This window comes from Pseudomonas sp. Root329 (genome assembly GCF_001424925.1).
Lineage (GTDB): Bacteria > Pseudomonadota > Gammaproteobacteria > Pseudomonadales > Pseudomonadaceae > Aquipseudomonas > Aquipseudomonas arabinosi.
Map to the genome: position 1 here is coordinate 1 of NZ_LMCV01000027.1, position 15,832 is coordinate 15,832.

General features: G+C 58.1%; 15 protein-coding genes. 8 read left to right on the top strand and 7 right to left on the bottom strand.

The features are described from left to right. Positions 1 to 225: 225 nt before the first annotated feature. The 5 genes from ASC74_RS20190 to ASC74_RS20210 form a co-directional block, all read right to left on the bottom strand. On the bottom strand, positions 226 to 1,734 hold the full coding sequence (locus ASC74_RS20190; protein WP_056743448.1) for a tripartite tricarboxylate transporter permease: 1,509 nt from the start codon (positions 1,732 to 1,734) through the stop codon (positions 226 to 228). 24 nt (positions 1,735 to 1,758) lie between these two features. Further along, positions 1,759 to 2,253 carry a tripartite tricarboxylate transporter TctB family protein gene (locus ASC74_RS20195; RefSeq protein WP_056743450.1) on the bottom strand — a complete coding sequence of 165 codons (495 nt, stop codon included), beginning with the start codon at positions 2,251 to 2,253 and terminating at the stop codon, positions 1,759 to 1,761. Continuing rightward, positions 2,250 to 3,221, bottom strand: a complete 972-nt coding sequence (locus ASC74_RS20200; protein ID WP_056743452.1) for a tripartite tricarboxylate transporter substrate binding protein — start codon at positions 3,219 to 3,221, stop codon at positions 2,250 to 2,252. Before ASC74_RS20200 ends, ASC74_RS20195 begins: the two co-directional genes overlap by 4 nt. 193 nt (positions 3,222 to 3,414) lie before the next feature. Continuing rightward, positions 3,415 to 4,503 (bottom strand): polyamine ABC transporter substrate-binding protein, encoded by a 1,089-nt coding sequence (locus ASC74_RS20205; RefSeq protein ID WP_056743454.1) that lies wholly within the window; start codon positions 4,501 to 4,503, stop codon positions 3,415 to 3,417. Between the two features lie 54 nt (positions 4,504 to 4,557). Continuing rightward, a complete protein-coding gene (locus ASC74_RS20210) occupies positions 4,558 to 5,859 on the bottom strand; it encodes an NAD(P)/FAD-dependent oxidoreductase (RefSeq protein WP_056743457.1) in 1,302 nt (433 codons plus the stop codon). Between the two features lie 149 nt (positions 5,860 to 6,008). On the opposite strand from ASC74_RS20210, the gene ASC74_RS20215 reads away from it, so the two are divergent. Next, positions 6,009 to 6,911: a LysR substrate-binding domain-containing protein gene (locus ASC74_RS20215; protein ID WP_056743459.1), complete on the top strand. Its 903-nt coding sequence runs from the start codon at positions 6,009 to 6,011 to the stop codon at positions 6,909 to 6,911. Between the two features lie 17 nt (positions 6,912 to 6,928). Here the strand turns inward: ASC74_RS20215 and ASC74_RS20220 are convergent, their stop codons facing one another. Then, positions 6,929 to 7,150: a hypothetical protein gene (locus ASC74_RS20220; protein WP_056743460.1), complete on the bottom strand. Its 222-nt coding sequence runs from the start codon at positions 7,148 to 7,150 to the stop codon at positions 6,929 to 6,931. A 217-nt stretch (positions 7,151 to 7,367) separates the two neighbouring features. On the opposite strand from ASC74_RS20220, the gene ASC74_RS20225 reads away from it, so the two are divergent. The 7 genes from ASC74_RS20225 to ASC74_RS20255 all read left to right on the top strand — a co-directional run bounded on the left by ASC74_RS20225 (position 7,368) and on the right by ASC74_RS20255 (position 14,598). Further along, on the top strand, positions 7,368 to 8,138 hold the full coding sequence (locus ASC74_RS20225; RefSeq protein ID WP_056743463.1) for an alpha/beta hydrolase: 771 nt from the start codon (positions 7,368 to 7,370) through the stop codon (positions 8,136 to 8,138). A gap of 129 nt (positions 8,139 to 8,267) precedes the next feature. Next, on the top strand, positions 8,268 to 8,525 hold the full coding sequence (locus tag ASC74_RS20230; RefSeq protein ID WP_056743465.1) for a DUF2790 domain-containing protein: 258 nt from the start codon (positions 8,268 to 8,270) through the stop codon (positions 8,523 to 8,525). Positions 8,526 to 8,633: 108 nt separating this feature from the next. Continuing rightward, the gene (locus tag ASC74_RS20235; RefSeq protein WP_056743466.1) at positions 8,634 to 9,305 is read left to right on the top strand and encodes a heavy metal response regulator transcription factor; all 672 of its coding nucleotides are present in this window, start codon (positions 8,634 to 8,636) and stop codon (positions 9,303 to 9,305) included. Next, positions 9,302 to 10,708: a heavy metal sensor histidine kinase gene (locus ASC74_RS20240; RefSeq protein ID WP_056743468.1), complete on the top strand. Its 1,407-nt coding sequence runs from the start codon at positions 9,302 to 9,304 to the stop codon at positions 10,706 to 10,708. Before ASC74_RS20235 ends, ASC74_RS20240 begins: the two co-directional genes overlap by 4 nt. Positions 10,709 to 10,913: 205 nt before the next feature. Further along, positions 10,914 to 11,354 (top strand): helix-turn-helix domain-containing protein, encoded by a 441-nt coding sequence (locus ASC74_RS20245; protein ID WP_056743470.1) that lies wholly within the window; start codon positions 10,914 to 10,916, stop codon positions 11,352 to 11,354. A 229-nt stretch (positions 11,355 to 11,583) separates the two neighbouring features. Next, positions 11,584 to 12,768 carry an acetyl-CoA C-acyltransferase family protein gene (locus ASC74_RS20250; protein WP_056743472.1) on the top strand — a complete coding sequence of 395 codons (1,185 nt, stop codon included), beginning with the start codon at positions 11,584 to 11,586 and terminating at the stop codon, positions 12,766 to 12,768. Between the two features lie 405 nt (positions 12,769 to 13,173). Beyond that, positions 13,174 to 14,598 (top strand): undecaprenyl-phosphate glucose phosphotransferase, encoded by a 1,425-nt coding sequence (locus ASC74_RS20255; protein ID WP_056743474.1) that lies wholly within the window; start codon positions 13,174 to 13,176, stop codon positions 14,596 to 14,598. A 76-nt stretch (positions 14,599 to 14,674) separates the two neighbouring features. Here the strand turns inward: ASC74_RS20255 and ASC74_RS20260 are convergent, their stop codons facing one another. Further along, positions 14,675 to 15,796 (bottom strand): glycosyltransferase 61 family protein, encoded by a 1,122-nt coding sequence (locus tag ASC74_RS20260; RefSeq protein WP_056743476.1) that lies wholly within the window; start codon positions 15,794 to 15,796, stop codon positions 14,675 to 14,677. Positions 15,797 to 15,832: the final 36 nt, after the last annotated feature.

Consider the following 15,832-nt stretch of genomic DNA (forward strand, 5'->3'; position numbering starts at 1 on the left):
TGGGCAACCCGGCATGGATGCCGGGTTAGCCGCCCCCGGCCATGGATGGCCGATGGCGGCGGGCCCACGGAGCAGGACCGGAGCGAGGGCATGCCGAGCCTAAGCGAGGCACCGAACGAAAGGGGCAAGAACCCTTTGGTTACTTTGGGGTTCTTTTCCAAAGTGACTCGCTGTAAAAGCGAAACCAATAGCCGCCATGACCGCAGAATCGGATATGCACACCGTTCAATCGTCTTCATGCAACTTGATACCGCGAGCGTGAAGCAGATGCGGAACCACCAGCACCAGCAGCGTCAGCGCGAGGAACGCGGCCGATATCGGTTGCGTGACAAACACCAGCCAGTCTCCCTCGCTGATGGACAACGCATTGCGCAGCTGCTTTTCAGCCATCGGCCCCAGCAGCATGCCGACGATCACCGGCGCGACGGGAAAATCGAAACGACGCATCAGCACCCCGCCCCAACCGATCGCCAACATCAGCAACAGGTCGAAGGAAGAATGGCGCATGCCGTACACGCCGATGGTGGCAAACACCAGAATGCCGGCGTTCAGGTACGGCCGGGGAATCTGCAGGAGCTTGACCCACAGCCCCACCAACGGGAGATTCAATACCAGCAGAATCACGTTGCCGACATACAGCGAGGCCACCAGGGTCCAGACCAATTCCCCAGAAGTCTGAAAGAGCATCGGCCCCGGTTGCAGGTTGTAGTTCTGGAACGCGGCCAACAGAATCGCCGCCGTGGCGGACGTCGGGATGCCGAGCGTCAGCAGTGGCACCAAAGAACCCGTCGCGCTCGCGTTGTTGGCCGCCTCGGGACCGGCAACCCCTTCGATCGCCCCCTCGCCCTTGCTGCCTGCAAACTCTTTCGGGTACTTGCTCAGTTTGCGTTCCGCCGAATAGGACAGGAACGTCGGAATTTCAGCGCCACCGGCCGGAATCGAGCCGAATGGAAAGCCGATCAACGTGCCCCGTAGCCAGGCGGGTACCGAGCGTTTCCAGTCAGCGCGCGTCATCCACAACGAGGTCAAGCGGTGCCGACCGGACGCTTCTTCTTTTTGATAAAGCAGGCTGTACAAGGCTTCACCCACGGCAAACAAACCGACCGCCACGAGCACGACTTCGATGCCATCCACCAACTCCGGCACCGCCAAGGTGTAGCGGGCAATGCCCGAGGTCGAGTCCAGGCCGATCAAGCCGATGGTCAGCCCAATCCCGAGCGAGGCAAAACCGCGCAGCATTGAAGCGCCGAGTACCGCAGACACCGTCGTGAAGGACAGCACCAGAATCGCGAAATACTCCGCAGGACCAAACTTGAGCGCCAGCGTGGCAACAACAGGGGCAAACAACGTCAGCAACACCGTCGCGATGGTGCCGGCAACAAATGAGCCTATCGCGGCCGTTGCCAGGGCCGGTCCTGCCCGGCCGTTGCGCGCCATGAGATTGCCTTCCAGCGCCGTGACCATGGAGGACGACTCACCGGGCGTATTGAGCAGGATGGAGGTGGTCGAGCCGCCAAACTGCGCGCCGTAATAGATACCGGCGAACATGATCAAGGCGCCCGTAGGATCAACCTTGGCGGTGATCGGCAGCAGCAGTGCAACGGTCAGCGCCGGTCCAATACCCGGCAAGACCCCAATGGCGGTGCCGAGCAAACAGCCGATAAAGCCCCACATCAAATTGATCGGTGTCAGCGCAGCGGAAAAACCAATGGCCAGGTTCGCGAGAGTTTCCACCTTGTTTACCTCCTTCGGCCCGGGTCAGATCCAGGCGTTGACAAGGGGCGGCAGGGAAACCCCTAGCCCGGCGTTGAACAGCCAGTAAATCGGCAGGGTCAAGGCAATGCCGATGGCGAGATCGCGCACCGGACGCCGACTGCCAAACCCCCGCGCCGAACAGGCAAACAGCAGCCCGGCGGCCAATACGAACCCGATGAGGTTAATCAGCACGGCCACCCCCACAAGCCCCGCCGTCACCCAGGCTGCGCCGGATTTGCCGCCGGGCAGCGCTTGGGCAGCTTCGTCGCTGTGGTCTGCCAGCTCGCGGAAACCGCCGGTGACGGCCTGATAGCACAGCAACAGACCGACGACGCCCAGGAACACCGAGACGGCGTACGGATAGACGTGGGCTCCCAGGATGACGAAGCCCATCTCGGGAGGAAACCGGAATGCGCCCACCGCCAACACGGCGCTGATGGCAATCACTCCGACGCCAATCGCCAGTTGCACCGGCACGATTGCGCGAGGCTGGGTCATTTCGAAACCAGCCCGACCTCGACCAGCATTGCACGCAGCCGCACATGCTCTTCGTCGACGAATTTGCCGAACTCATCGCCGGTCAGGACGTTGGGTGACCATTTGTTGGTGTCGATATTTTCTTTCCAGACTTTGCTGTTGGTGGCGGCCACGACGGCGTCGATCACTTCTTTGCGCTGCTCGGGCGTGAGGTTCGCGGCACCGTAAACACCACGCCAATTGCCGATGGTCACGTCGTAGCCTTTCTCTTTCAGGGTCGGTGCATCGATGCCTTCAATGCGTTCTGGCGCGCCGATGGCGAGTACACGGAACTGGCCGTTCCTGATGTATTGGCCAAGCTCGGCATAACCACCGGTGATCACCTTGATCTGCCCGCCCAATGCCTGGGCAACGACTTCACCCCCACCCGCGAAGGCGACGTAATTCACCTTGTTGACCGGCACACCCATTTTCGCGGCCAATTCGGCAATGCCGATGTGATCGATCGACCCCTTGGAGCCACCGCCCCAGGAGATACTGGTCGGCTTGTCTTTGAAGACTTTCAGCAAGTCCTCCAGGGTTTTGAACTCGGATTCTTTGCGGACGGCAATCACGTTGTATTCGGTAAACAGCCGGGCAATCGGTGTTACGTCCTTCAAGGTGATTTGTGGCTTGTTCTGTTCAATGGCAGTGACCATGATCGCACCGACAACCAGCAGCGCATTCGGATCGCCCTTGGTGCTGTTGGCGAACTGCGCCAGCCCCAATGTCCCCCCTGCTCCGCCCTTGTTCTCGAAGGTGGTGGATTTGGCCGTGTTGGCCTCGATCAAAGCTTTGCCCAGGACCCTGGCGGTCTGGTCATAACCGCCACCCACAGAACCCGGGGCCATGAACTTGACGGTGTCCAGCGCAAAAGCCGGTGTCACGAGTGCAGCAGCGGTAACGGCCGTTGCGATGCAGCGGCTGAATCGACGGAACAAAGCGGACATAAGTTGTCTCCCGAGACTTTTGTTTTTATGGGCACCCGTTGAACGTTGATCAGGGAGCAAACCCTGATCAATGAATATCCATCTCGGGATAAGCGTAGGCCATGGTTAGGGCCATGACATACAACAAAGAATCTCTTGGAATAAGACCTGGACACTTTCCGCGAATTATCGCCGATTGCCTGAGTGCCCGAAGTTATGTGTTGGTTTTCAACTTGGTCCACAGGCGGGTCGTCAGCCGTGCAATGGCCGCGGGAAGTTCCTCGACGGTAAACAACTTGTCCAACACACGTGTCGGCGGGTAAATCGCCAGGTCCTGCTTCACCGCCGGAACAACATACTGATCCGCCGCAAGGTTGGGGTTGGCGTAATGGATGCTGTTGCTGATGTTGGCAATGACCTGAGGTGTCAGCAGGTAGTTCATGTAGGCGTAGCCATTCTTCTCGTGCGGCGCACTCTTGGGCATGACCACCATATCGAACCACAGGGTGGAACCTTCGTCAGGGATCGAATAGGCGATGTCGATGCCGTTGTTGGCTTCCTTGGCGCTGGCGGCCGCTTGCACGATGTCGCCATTGAAACCGATCACTGCGCAGACATTGCCGTTCGCCAGGTCGCTGATGTATTTGGAGGCGTGGAAATACTGGACGTAAGGTCTGATTTTGAGCAGCGCCTGCTCGGCTTTCTTGTAGTCCGCCGGCTCGTGGCTATGGGGCGGCAGCCCCAGGTAATTCAGGGTGATCGGCAGGATCTGCGTAGGGTTATCGATAATCGCCACGCCACACTGACTCAGCTTCTTGATGTTGTCTTCATCAAAAAACAGCTTCCAGGAATGGGTGACATCGGTGTTGCCAAAAATCGCCTTGATCTTCTCGACGTTGTAGCCAATACCCGCCGTACCCCACATGTACGGATAACCGTATTGGTTGCCCGGATCATTGACCTCGAGTTTTTTCATCAACGCCGGATCCAAGTTTTTCCAGTTGGGCAACTGGCTTTTATCGAGTTTCTGTACCGCCCCGGCTTTGATCAATCGGGACAGAAAATGGTTTGAAGGGCTCACCACGTCATAGCCGGTGTTGCCGGTCATCAGTTTGGATTCGAGCACTTCGTTGCTGTCGTGAATATCGTACGTTGCCTTGATCCCCGTTTCTTTGGTGAACGTGGTCAAGGTGTCGTCGGCGATGTAGCCGTTCCAGTTTGAAATATTGACGACTTCGTCGGCGTAAGTGGCTGCCGACAACGTCGCCAGCACGACCATCAGGGAAATGTTATTGACGCGCATGTTCAATCACCGAGTGTTTGATGAGTTTTTGTTCTTTTTTGATCGCCGGGTTTTCTAGATTTCTGTTTTTGCCCTGACCGCCTCCACGCGCATTCGAAGCATGGCACCGATATCGAGCAAGGGGCGCGGCGGCAGCCAGCCCGGCGCGGCTCTGCGCATCACTGATTCGAGGATGGGCGAGCTGTCACCCGAAGCCAGTTCGGCGAGCAAGCGTCCCCAAAGGGTGCCGCGTGCGACGCCCGAACCATTGCAGCCGGCCACCGCAAACACACCTTCGTCGACCTTGGCGAAATACGGTTGCCCGGTGCGTGAAGCGCTCAAGTGTCCGGTCCAGGTGTATTGAATGTCCTGCTCGATCAAGAACGGGAAGCGTCGTTGCAAGCCGAGCACATGGTGTTTGCGCCGATGCAGCAGCTCACTGTCGGATAAATCCCGAGAACGGTATTCCGCGGTGTTGCGGATCATCACGCGGCGGTCCGGAGTCAGTCGCACCGTGGCGCCCAAGGGCCGGGTGGACAGCACGCCCCAAGGCTCAACCGCGCCGATGGACTTGAACTCGGCGTCGCTGAGCGGCCGTGTCAGGCTGGCGCTGAGTTCCATCGGGAACGTCCCGCTGTCTTCTATTCCGGAGCGTGGGATGAACGCGTTCAGGCACACCAGGACTTGCCTGGCCTCGATGCTTCCCTCGGCGCCATTGGCGCGAATACGCCCTTTGCCCAAACGCTCCAGACCGGTGATATCGGTGTTCTCAAACAGGGTCACGTTGGCCGGCAGCGTATCCAGCAGGCCCTTCACGTATTTCGCCGGTTGCAGCAGTGCGTTGCCATTGCCGCACCAGATCGCGGCCTGGTAATGCGCGGTGCCCAGTTGTTTGCTCAGCGGTTCACCTTCCAGAAAATGCGCAGAGGCGCCGACAGCGCGTAGCGTTGCCAGTTTGGCCGCGACATCGGTCAACTTGCCGGGATCGTTGACGGCGAAGTAGTAGCCCGACTCCCTGAATTCACATTCGATATCGAGACGCGCAATGCGCCGGCGCACCTCGTCACTGGCGGCACGGGAAATCGAGGTATCGACTTCAAAACCCGCGAACCCCGGGTTACCGATCAGCTCATCTTTGGCCGGATGTTCGTGCCCCACCACGAAGCCCGAATTGCGCGCCGAGGCGCCCTGCGCGGCCCGTTGTCTGTCGACAATCACGATCCGCGCCTGAGGGTGCATTTCAGCGAGTGTGTGAGCGGCGCACAGCCCGGTGATACCGGCACCGACAATCAGCCAATCGGCTTTTTGTGTGCCTTTGAGAGCATCGCGAGCGGGTGAACTCCCCGCCTGCGCAATCCAGCCACATACATTGGTCATGCATCACCTCGTCTGCCTGTCGTTCTGCAAGCACCGCACATGACGTCATCGCATGAGTATTTCCGGCTGGCGCTGGCTAGAGCTAGAATCTATAAGGCCTGTAGTGATACAACCAACGTTATAAAATCATCGAGCCATTCAAAAAACGCATGGATAAAATTCACCACGTTCCTTCTCTCCAGGCCTTGCAGGCGCTGGTCGAGGTCGCAGGCTCGGGCAGCTTCACGCACGCGGCGCAAAAGCTGTGTCTGACCCAAAGCGCAGTGAGCCGAAAAATCCAGCAGTTGGAGAGCCACTTCGACTTGCCGATGTTCGTGAGGAATAGCCGCAGCGTTCGACTGACACCGGAAGGCGAACAGGTGCTTGCGACCGCTCGAAGTATCCTGGCGCAACTGAAAACCCTTGAAGATCGACTGACACCGCAGAAACGACCCTTCCGCATACGCATGCATGTGTCGCTGGCGGTGCGATGGTTGCTGCCAAAGTTGAGCGAGTTCTATCGAAGTCATCCGCAGGTTTCGCTGTCGATCGAAACCGTGGCCACAGAAGTGGTGGAACCGGCCATCGACAGCGACGCCTACATCCTCTATCTGCCAGAGCCGTCCCGCGATCCTGACTGCCTGACGTTGTTCGAGGAGGCGCTGGTGCCGGTGTGCGCTCCGGGTCTGGGCAGCATCTCCCAGCCGTTGGAGTCGGTGGCCGATCTCGTGCGTTTCCCGCTGTTGCATCGCTCGGCAGACAAACATGACTGGTTCCGGTGGCTGCACGCCAATGGCGGCCAGTCACTCGAGGACTACCGCCACATCCCCTTCAACCTCGACGAGTTGGCGCTCGATGCGGCGGCGCGAGGGCTGGGGGTCGCGATGACTGACCTGACCCTGGCAGGCGAATCACTCGAACGAGGCGTGCTCGTCGTTCCGTTCGGCAACCCCTTGAAGACCCGTGGCATTTACGCCTTGAACCTGCAACCTTCCGCCGCCGCTCATCCAGCCTGTTCGCTGATCATGCAGTGGTTCACCCAACAGGCCGAACAGCCAGCAGGCGAAGTTTGACCACCAGGGTTTGAACACTACGTTCCGCGCCCTAACCCTTCTGTCGCATTGGCAAAAGCGGCGCTCGCCTCTTGGACCAGCCTGCGCCATTCAGCGCTGTTGATGAGGCCGGTGCGCTCCATCTCATCGGCAGCCTTGAGCAACGCGTCATATTGCTCTTCGGCATCCATCCGGATTTCGGGCACTTTCAGGAGCTGATACCAGGCCGCCAAGGCTTCGCTCTTTTGATCATCACTCATGCTCAAACTCCCAAAGACACTCTTCGGTTTGAAGTTTTTTCATGGGTGGCGTTCCTCGCTCCCGACATACGGCAGGCACGCATAAAGACGGGCGCGCCGTGCATTACAAACTTGTCATTGAGTTGTCAGCGTCGCCAGCACCCTCGCTTCATACAGTGGCGTCGTCAGTCACCTACCGCGGGTGACACACCTCCCACTGATGACAAGGGTCGACACCATGAAAGCAATGAGTAAATTCTGCCTGATCGCCACCAGCCTTTTGATGCTGGGCACCGGTTCCGCCATGGCCAGCAACATCGCGCCGATCAAGGCCAACAACGTGGTGCTGGTGCACGGTTCCTGGGCCGATGGCTCGAGCTGGTCGGACGTGATCACCCGGTTGCAGGCCGCCGGCTTGCACGTCACGGCGGTGCAAAACCCGTTGACCTCGGTCGCCGACGACGTTGCCGCCACGCAACGCGTGCTCGATCAGCAAGACGGTCCGACCGTACTGGTCGGCCACTCCTACGCCGGCACCGTGGTCAGTGAAGCCGGGATCAATCCAAACGTCAGCTCGCTGGTTTACGTCGCAGCCCGGGCACCGGACGCCGGCGAGGACTTCGTCGCGCTGTCGGCCAAGTACCCGACCATGCCCGTGCGCGCCGGCACCGAGGAGCACGATGGTTTCATCAGCCTGAAGCAAGACGCCTTCCTCAAATACTTCGCCAGCGACGTGCCCCACGACAAGGCGATGCAACTGTTTGCCGTCCAGCAACCGATCGCCAAAACCCTGTTCACCGACCGCACCACCGCCGCGGCCTGGCACACCAAGCCGTCGTGGTACGCGGTCTCCAGCCTCGATCAAACCATCAACCCGGACCTGGAACGCTTCCTCGCCAAACGCATGAACGCGACCACCATCGAGCTGCCGTCGAGTCACCTGTCTTTGGTCTCCCACTCCAAAGAAATCGCTGACCTGATCCTCGAAGCCGCTGGTCGCCAACCGTAACGTCGACGCCGTTTCATTACAAAATTGTCATTCAACTGTGGGTCGGCTGTGCGGATCGCCTGGTTAACCTGAGTTCACTGCCAGGCAACCCATCGGCAGCCAACCCGCCCCTGAATAGAGGGAATCATCATGAAAATGTTAATCCTCGGTGTTGCTGCTCTCCTCGCCACCGGTTCGGCGTTTGCCGCTACCCAGACCACCGAACCTGTCATCCACGACAAGACCGGTTTCTTCGTCCATCTGGACATCGCCAAAGACCTGTCCAGCAATATCATCTCGCAAGAATGCGGCATCGTCCCCGAGCAGCTGATTTACCTCGACCATCAGGGTCGCAAGCACGTGCTGGATTACCAGGTCCAGGGCATGGGTTGCATTGGTGACAATTGATCAGACGCCTGTACTCACGGAGGATCGGGCTACACTGGCGCCACTGGCTGACCTCTGTAGCCCGCCGCCGCGACCTGTATGTTGCCGACACCGAACCAGGCAGACCCCATGAACATCCTCGTAGTCGAAGACGAACCCAAAGCAGGCAATTACCTGCTCAACGGCCTGCAGGAACTCGGCTACTCCGTCAGCCTGGCCCGCGATGGCGCCGATGGCTTGCACCTGGCGCTGGAGAACGATTTCGACGTCATTGTGCTGGACGTCATGATGCCGAAAATGGATGGCTGGGAAGTCCTGCGCCGCTTGCGCAAGGAAGCCGATACCCCGGTGCTGTTTCTCACGGCCCGCGATGACATCGCCGACCGCATCAAGGGCCTGGAACTGGGCGCCGACGATTACCTGATCAAACCGTTTTCCTTCGCCGAACTGGTGGCGCGCCTGCGCACCCTGACCCGGCGCGGTCCCACCCGGGAAGAAGAACAGTTGCAAGTCGCCGACCTGCAAATCGACGTGCTCAAACGCCGCATCACCCGTGCCGGCGTGCGGATCACCCTGACCAACAAGGAGTTCGCCCTGCTGCATCTGTTCGCCGCGCACCAAGGCCAGGTTCTGTCGCGCTCGATGATCGCTTCGCGAGTCTGGGACATGAATTTCGACAGTGACACCAACGTCGTGGATGTCGCGGTGCGGCGCCTGCGGCTGAAAATCGACGACCCGTTCCAACTCAAGTTGATTCACAGCGTGCGCGGTATCGGCTACCGCTTCGATACTCAACCATGACCTCACGCCTTCGCCACTCGTTGACGCTGCGCCTGGCCCTGGTGTTTGCCTTGCTCGCCTTTGTCTCGCTGACCCTCCTGGGTGTGGCGTTGTCCCGGGATCTGGAACGCGAGCTGATTCGTCGCGACGACGCCGCCCTGGTGAACCGCATCGATCAATTGCGCACCTTCCTCAACGACAGCAACACGCTGGACCTGATCAAGACCAAACCGGCGCTGTTCCAGAACATGCTCGGCAATCGCGAGGCACTGCTGACCATCGGCGCCCCCGGACAAAAACCGTTGCTGGTGGTCAACCCGGGAAACCTCGCCGTGCCGTCACTGGCGCCGGTGGCCATGGACCATCCGTTGGCGCTGGCCGACGTGCAGCATTACCCGAGTGTGGACGGCGTGCCCTTCGCAGCGCTGGCGGCGACCATCGACTCCGGCGATCTGGGCAGCCTGCAAGTGTTCACCGGGCGCCTGATGACCGAGCGCACCGCGGTCCTCGCCCGCTACCGACTCAACGTGTACCTCTTCGCCAGCGTGGCGGCGATTCTGCTGGCGCTGTCCGGCTATCTGCTGGTGCATCGCGGGCTCTTGCCCGTGCGACGCCTGGCCCGACACGCCCAAGGCATCGGCGTCGGCAACCTCGCCGAGCGCCTCGACAGCCAGGGCGCACCGCGGGAACTGCTGCCGATGATCGAAGCGTTCAATGCGATGCTCGACCGTCTCGGCAAGGGCTTCGTGCAACTGGGTCAGGTGTCGACCGACATGGCCCATGAACTGCGCACGCCGATCAACAACCTGCTCGGCGAAACCCAGGTCGCCCTGCAGCAAAACCGCAGCATTGAGGCCTATCAGCAACTGCTCGCCTCCAACGTCGAAGAGCTGGAGCGACTGGCGCGGATGCTCGACAACATGCTGTTTCTGGCCCGCACCGACCCGGCCAGTGCTTTGCGCCAACGGCAGGAACTGGATGCAGCCGATGAAATGGAACGCATGGCCGACTATTTCGAAGGGCTGGCGGCGGATGTCGGGATCAGCATCGATGCCCAGGGCAGCGGAATGATCTGGGCCGAACCGATGTTGCTACGCCGCGCCCTGGCCAACCTTTGCGCCAACGCGATCAAATACGGCGCGCCTGACTCCGAGCTGTTCATCCGCGCCACACCCGCGGCCGACGGCATCCGCCTGCACGTGCGCAACCACGGCCAGACCATCCCCGCCGAACACTTGCCCAGACTGTTCGAGCGCTTCTACCGCGTCGACGAATCCCGCGAACGCTCGGCCCACTCCAACGGACTGGGCCTGTCGATCGTGGCGACGATCATGCAGCTGCACAATGGGGCTTACAGCGTTAGCAGCAGCGAGGGCATCACCTGCTTTGAGCTGTTCTTTCCGGCGCGGCAATTGGATGAATGAAGTCGGACCGGCCTGTCGCATGAACTGAATCTGCCCGTCGCGGCTCCGCTACATGTCTCATTTTATTTCCCTGCTTTGACAATCGGCGCTTGAGCTTTAGCCTGCAAAACCTATAAAAATTATAGGTAACTGGGCGCAATCGATGTCGACGAAGACGGGAGATATCTCGTCATAGTGACCACGATGCAAAGGGAGAGATAATTTGATGTACCACTACGTTGAGAGCGGGCTACCGAACGTCTGGCTTAGCAACGGCTACAGGGTGAAAGAGACTGCCTATGGCGAGTCAGTTGCTATCACGGATGTCGAGGGCCTTCACGACTTTATCGGCAAGACGATTGCGCAAAAACCGGCAACTCTGACCGGTGCAGAGTTTCGGTTCCTGCGTAAAGAGCTGGGTTTGTCTCAAGAAAGGCTGGCCAGCATTGTCGGACTGACCTCCCAAGCGGTGGCGATCTGGGAAAAGACTGACAAGATTCCGACTGTAAATGATCGCTACCTGCGCGGACTTTACCTGGAAGCCAAGACTGGCGAGGCGGATCTGATGGCCGCCATTCACTCGATCAATGAACTGGATCATGAGCTGCATAAGCTCAACCTTCAGTTTGAAGATGGATGGCACAAGCAAGACCAAACGTGCGCCTGACAAAGACCTGAATTACAAAGCCCGGACGTGTACCGGGCTTTTTTATTTCCTTTTCTGCGCTTTTTACCGGATCAGAAGGATCAAAAAGCGACTTCAACTGAAATGGCCAAAAACGCCACCCCCCTTGAGCAGTTTTGGCATAGGCCAAAATCATTGCTGTGTCTAGACTCACCCCCATATGACAGTGCGAAAGCACACTTGAATCCAGGGCTGTTCCAGGGGAACCCACATGAACCCATCCGACATTTTTGTTATCAGCGCCGTCCGCTCCGCCATCGGCAGCTTTGGCGGTTCGCTCAAAGATGTACCACCTATCCAACTGGCCACTGACGTTTGCCGTGCCGCCATCGAACGTTCGGGGCTGGCACCTGAACACATCGGTCACGTGGTGATGGGGCATGTGATCCCGACGGAAGCACGTGACGCCTACATCTCTCGTGCCGTGGCGATGAATGCCGGCTTGCCGAAAGAGACGCCCGCCTTCAACGTCAACCGCCTCTGCGGTTCTGGTTTGCAGGCCATTGTCAGTGCCGCTCAAAGTTTGATGTTGGGGGATGCCGGGGCTGCGCTGGCGGGTGGCGTCGAGTCCATGAGCCGCGGGGCCTATATCTTGCCGCAGGCGCGCTGGGGCGCACGCATGGGTGATATGCAAGCCATCGACTACGTGCTCGGCGCTCTGCAAGACCCGTTTGGCGGTTTCCACATGGGCATTACTGCGGAAAACATCGCCGAGCGCTATGGCATCACTCGTCAGGCTCAGGATGAGTTGGCGCTGCTCAGCCAGCAACGGGCGGCCCGGGCGATTGCCGAAGGGCGGTTTACCGACCAGATCGTGCCGATCGAAGTGGCGTCCCGCAAAGGTACCGTGACGTTTGCGACGGACGAGCATGTCCGCGCCGAGGTCAATGCCGAGCAATTGGGCAAGATGAAACCGGCCTTCAAGAAAGACGGCAGCGTCACCGCCGGCAACGCGTCGGGCCTCAATGATGGTGCCGGAGCTCTGATCTTGGCCACCGGTCAGATGGTTCTCGATCAAGGTCTCAAACCGATGGCCCGACTGGTCGGTTATGCCCATGCCGGTGTGGAGCCAGAGCTGATGGGGTTGGGACCGATTCCCGCCACCCGCCTGGTCCTCAAACGCGCCGGCCTGACCGTTGCCGACCTGGATGTCATCGAGTCCAACGAAGCATTCGCGGCCCAGGCGTGTGCCGTGGCGCAGGAACTGGGCTTCGACCCGGAGAAGGTCAACCCGAACGGTTCCGGGATTTCTCTGGGCCACCCGGTGGGCGCGACCGGTGCGATTATCGCCACCAAGGCGATTCACGAACTGCACCGCGTTCAGGGCCGTTATGCCCTGGCAACCATGTGCATCGGCGGCGGCCAAGGCATCGCCGTGTTGTTCGAACGCGTCTGATCGACCCAAACGAAGACGGCGCCCATTATGGGCGCCGTTTCGTTTTAGCACGATGGAATCAGTGCGCAATGCAATCAGACTCCCTGCGAACAATCCCGATTGCAGACCCGGCACGACCTTGCTGCAGACACCGCGGACGGCCCCGCTGCAGGCCGGTCGGTATTTCGATGGGCTTCATTTTTTCAGGCCCTGAGGTTCTACTAAACTACTCAGGACTACGCAGATTCAGTGAATGATTTCACAGTACTGCTAAAGTGATAGCACGCGTCGCCACATGCTCCCAAAGCCTGTAATTTTCGAAGGTGGGTGGCTAATCACGGTGACGCCAACGCTCTCAAACGAGGGCAGCATGAACTGAATCGCGTCATCATCGAGCGCGAGGGGCAGCAGACATGAGGTCTAAATATGATATTTGAGCCCAACAGTACCCGTTCCGTTCTCCAGCGAAGAAGCAGTACCAGTATCGTTATTCAGGCTGGTCTCGATTGTGTTGCGGTGACCGGTGTTGCGTGGTTTTTGATCAATTATCATATCGGCTTCATCACGCAGTCCTATGTCATCCTGCTCCTGTTGCTGCTGGGGGCGTTGGCCGTCGTGTACGACCACTATGCCATTTACCGCAGCAATGTTGTTTTTACCGTCAAAGCCTTCAAGCTTTTGAAAGCGTGGACTGCCACGTTTGGCTTTCTCGTTGCCATGGCCTTTCTTACCAAGCAAAGCGAACAGTACTCACGTTTATTGGTTGGGCAGTTATTTGTTGTTGGATATTTTGCCCAGTTGCTTTTGCACCTCGCGACACGCGAGATGCAGAAGAAGTTTTTGGCCCACCCGACTCAATTGGAAAACTCGCTCATCATTGGCTCGGGCGAACTGGCCAGCTATCTTCACAAGAAAATCAGCAATAATCCCTGGCTCGGTGAGCGCATAGTCGGCTGTGTGTTGATTGGCGCGGACGATGATCGGGGAAAGGAAAGTCTGGAAGGCGCGCAACGTCTGTCGATACTGGGCGATATCTCCGACCTTGATGAGTTAGTTGTTAAACATGCCATTCGTACCGTCTATTTCGTGACCCCTCTGGGTGGCTCAGAGGTCATCCAGGATGTTTATTTAAGGCTGTTCGATAAACACATCTCTGTTAACTGGGTGCCTGACATTTTCTCGTTGCGCCTGATCAACCATAGTGTTCGCGAAATTGCCGGCATTCCCGTGCTGACCTTGTCTGAAACTCCGCTGATGGGGATGCGTCTGTTTCTGAAGAACCTTGAGGACAAAGTCCTGGCCTTTCTCATTTTGGTTCTTGCAGCGCCAGTCCTGGTAGCCGTCGCCATTGCCATCAAGCTCGATAGCCCCGGCCCCATATTCTTTCGTCAGCAGCGCATGGGGTGGAGTGGAGAAGCTTTTCGGATCTGGAAGTTCAGAAGCATGGTCGTCCATCAGCCGGAAGACGGCATCGTCAAACAGGCGCAAAAGAATGACCCGCGCATGACCAGGGTGGGAGCCTTTATTCGGCGAACCAGCCTCGATGAACTACCGCAGTTGTTCAACGTTTTGATGGGGGAAATGTCTCTGGTGGGGCCTCGCCCGCACGCTATTCAACACGATGTGCAGTACTCGCCCGACGTCTCGGGCTACTTTGCGCGTCACAACATTAAACCGGGCATCACAGGCCTGGCTCAGGTGCGTGGCTATCGTGGTGAAACGAGGGACATAGATCAGATGATTCGGCGTGTTGACTCGGACATTGAATACATCAACAACTGGTCGCTATGGCTCGATTTCGTCATCCTTGTACGAACGGTGTTTGCCTTCTCCGGTAAGCATGCCTACTAAGCTGACATTACCCACAATACCGGGGTGGCTTCCTGCCCCGGCATGAATTCAGATATCCAGAAACCTGAAGAAGCTGTTATGCCGGAAATAGATCCAGCGTCCGCTCAACCTCATCGGGATCGATCCTGAAGCCATTGCCCTCTTGCGTACCGACCACAAAGCCAAAGTTTTGGTGATCACGATCCGTTAGATATTTGAAAAAACAGAGGAAGCGATTAGGGGGCTGCAATACCAGCAGCGAACCACCCGGCTGGAGTACATTAACGCCGTGTATTAGATGACTCCCTTCAATCCCTACCACTGTTCTTGCACCGGCACAGGCCGCTACGATAGTCGGAACGTCGGATGTTGCAGGATCGATAATCCGAAACCCCCTGCGGTCACGAAGACGCTCGGCAAGTTCCAATTCATTGCGTAACAATCGCAATTCTCCCGTGCCACCTCGCAGAACGAACACGCCTGGGTGATCGCAAACTTTTACGTGCGAGAGTAACTTTTCACCCATCGCCCGAAAACGCAGGTGCTTATGTCGATTTTGACTTAGGTCGTCAAAGATAACGAGCTCACGAAAAAATGCATCGCGTAAACGAACCGGCGTCATACCAAGCCAGTCCTCATAGCCAGGGGCGTGAAGTATGCAGGTCGTAACGGTGGACACACGGTTGGCAGACACTGCCGTGGTCACCGGAACGCCTTCCTCGCAGGCTATTGGATAGGTTATACAATCATCCATTAACCACGAGCCAAACCATTTATTCCCTCCCGCCGTGCAAAACATCGCACCGCGATCAATTTCGTTTTCTACGCGAATCTTTGGTAACCATCCAGATCTAGGCGACAACGAAGACTTGGCATTACCTTTGTAAAGAGTGCCATCAATTAACCAGACATCTTTAAGCAGGTAGCCTCGTGTTGACCCATGTTCAACACTGCCCACTCCTTCCATTGTGCGACGGGGATGCTCGTAAGGATAAAAAAGTTCCCCTGCCCATCCCGTCACACGTTCGAGTTGATTGGGAAGGAAAAAAGCGGGCGGAGCAATTGAGATTTCGCCTGGAGCAATTTCCCACGTTTTCACGGCCAGGCTTTGCAGCGCTAACGACGGCTTCCGTATAAGTCGCGTTTCAAGAATGTGTTTATACGCAGCAAGGCTCCACTTTGATTGGCCGCCACTCGTCAATGCGTTAAATTTCGACATATGCCCCCCATCGTAATGTGGTTATACCGAAACAGC

Coding starts and splice junctions, on each gene's coding strand:
- ASC74_RS20230 (WP_056743465.1), top strand. CDS start 8,268: ATGAAAATGTTAATCCTCGGTGTTGCTGCTCTCCTCGCCACCGGTTCG.
- ASC74_RS20225 (WP_056743463.1), top strand. CDS start 7,368: ATGAAAGCAATGAGTAAATTCTGCCTGATCGCCACCAGCCTTTTGATG.
- ASC74_RS20245 (WP_056743470.1), top strand. CDS start 10,914: ATGTACCACTACGTTGAGAGCGGGCTACCGAACGTCTGGCTTAGCAAC.
- ASC74_RS20260 (WP_056743476.1), bottom strand. CDS start 15,796: ATGTCGAAATTTAACGCATTGACGAGTGGCGGCCAATCAAAGTGGAGC.
- ASC74_RS20220 (WP_056743460.1), bottom strand. CDS start 7,150: ATGAGTGATGATCAAAAGAGCGAAGCCTTGGCGGCCTGGTATCAGCTC.
- ASC74_RS20250 (WP_056743472.1), top strand. CDS start 11,584: ATGAACCCATCCGACATTTTTGTTATCAGCGCCGTCCGCTCCGCCATC.
- ASC74_RS20210 (WP_056743457.1), bottom strand. CDS start 5,859: ATGACCAATGTATGTGGCTGGATTGCGCAGGCGGGGAGTTCACCCGCT.
- ASC74_RS20255 (WP_056743474.1), top strand. CDS start 13,174: ATGATATTTGAGCCCAACAGTACCCGTTCCGTTCTCCAGCGAAGAAGC.
- ASC74_RS20195 (WP_056743450.1), bottom strand. CDS start 2,253: ATGACCCAGCCTCGCGCAATCGTGCCGGTGCAACTGGCGATTGGCGTC.
- ASC74_RS20215 (WP_056743459.1), top strand. CDS start 6,009: ATGGATAAAATTCACCACGTTCCTTCTCTCCAGGCCTTGCAGGCGCTG.
- ASC74_RS20200 (WP_056743452.1), bottom strand. CDS start 3,221: ATGTCCGCTTTGTTCCGTCGATTCAGCCGCTGCATCGCAACGGCCGTT.
- ASC74_RS20235 (WP_056743466.1), top strand. CDS start 8,634: ATGAACATCCTCGTAGTCGAAGACGAACCCAAAGCAGGCAATTACCTG.
- ASC74_RS20205 (WP_056743454.1), bottom strand. CDS start 4,503: ATGCGCGTCAATAACATTTCCCTGATGGTCGTGCTGGCGACGTTGTCG.
- ASC74_RS20240 (WP_056743468.1), top strand. CDS start 9,302: ATGACCTCACGCCTTCGCCACTCGTTGACGCTGCGCCTGGCCCTGGTG.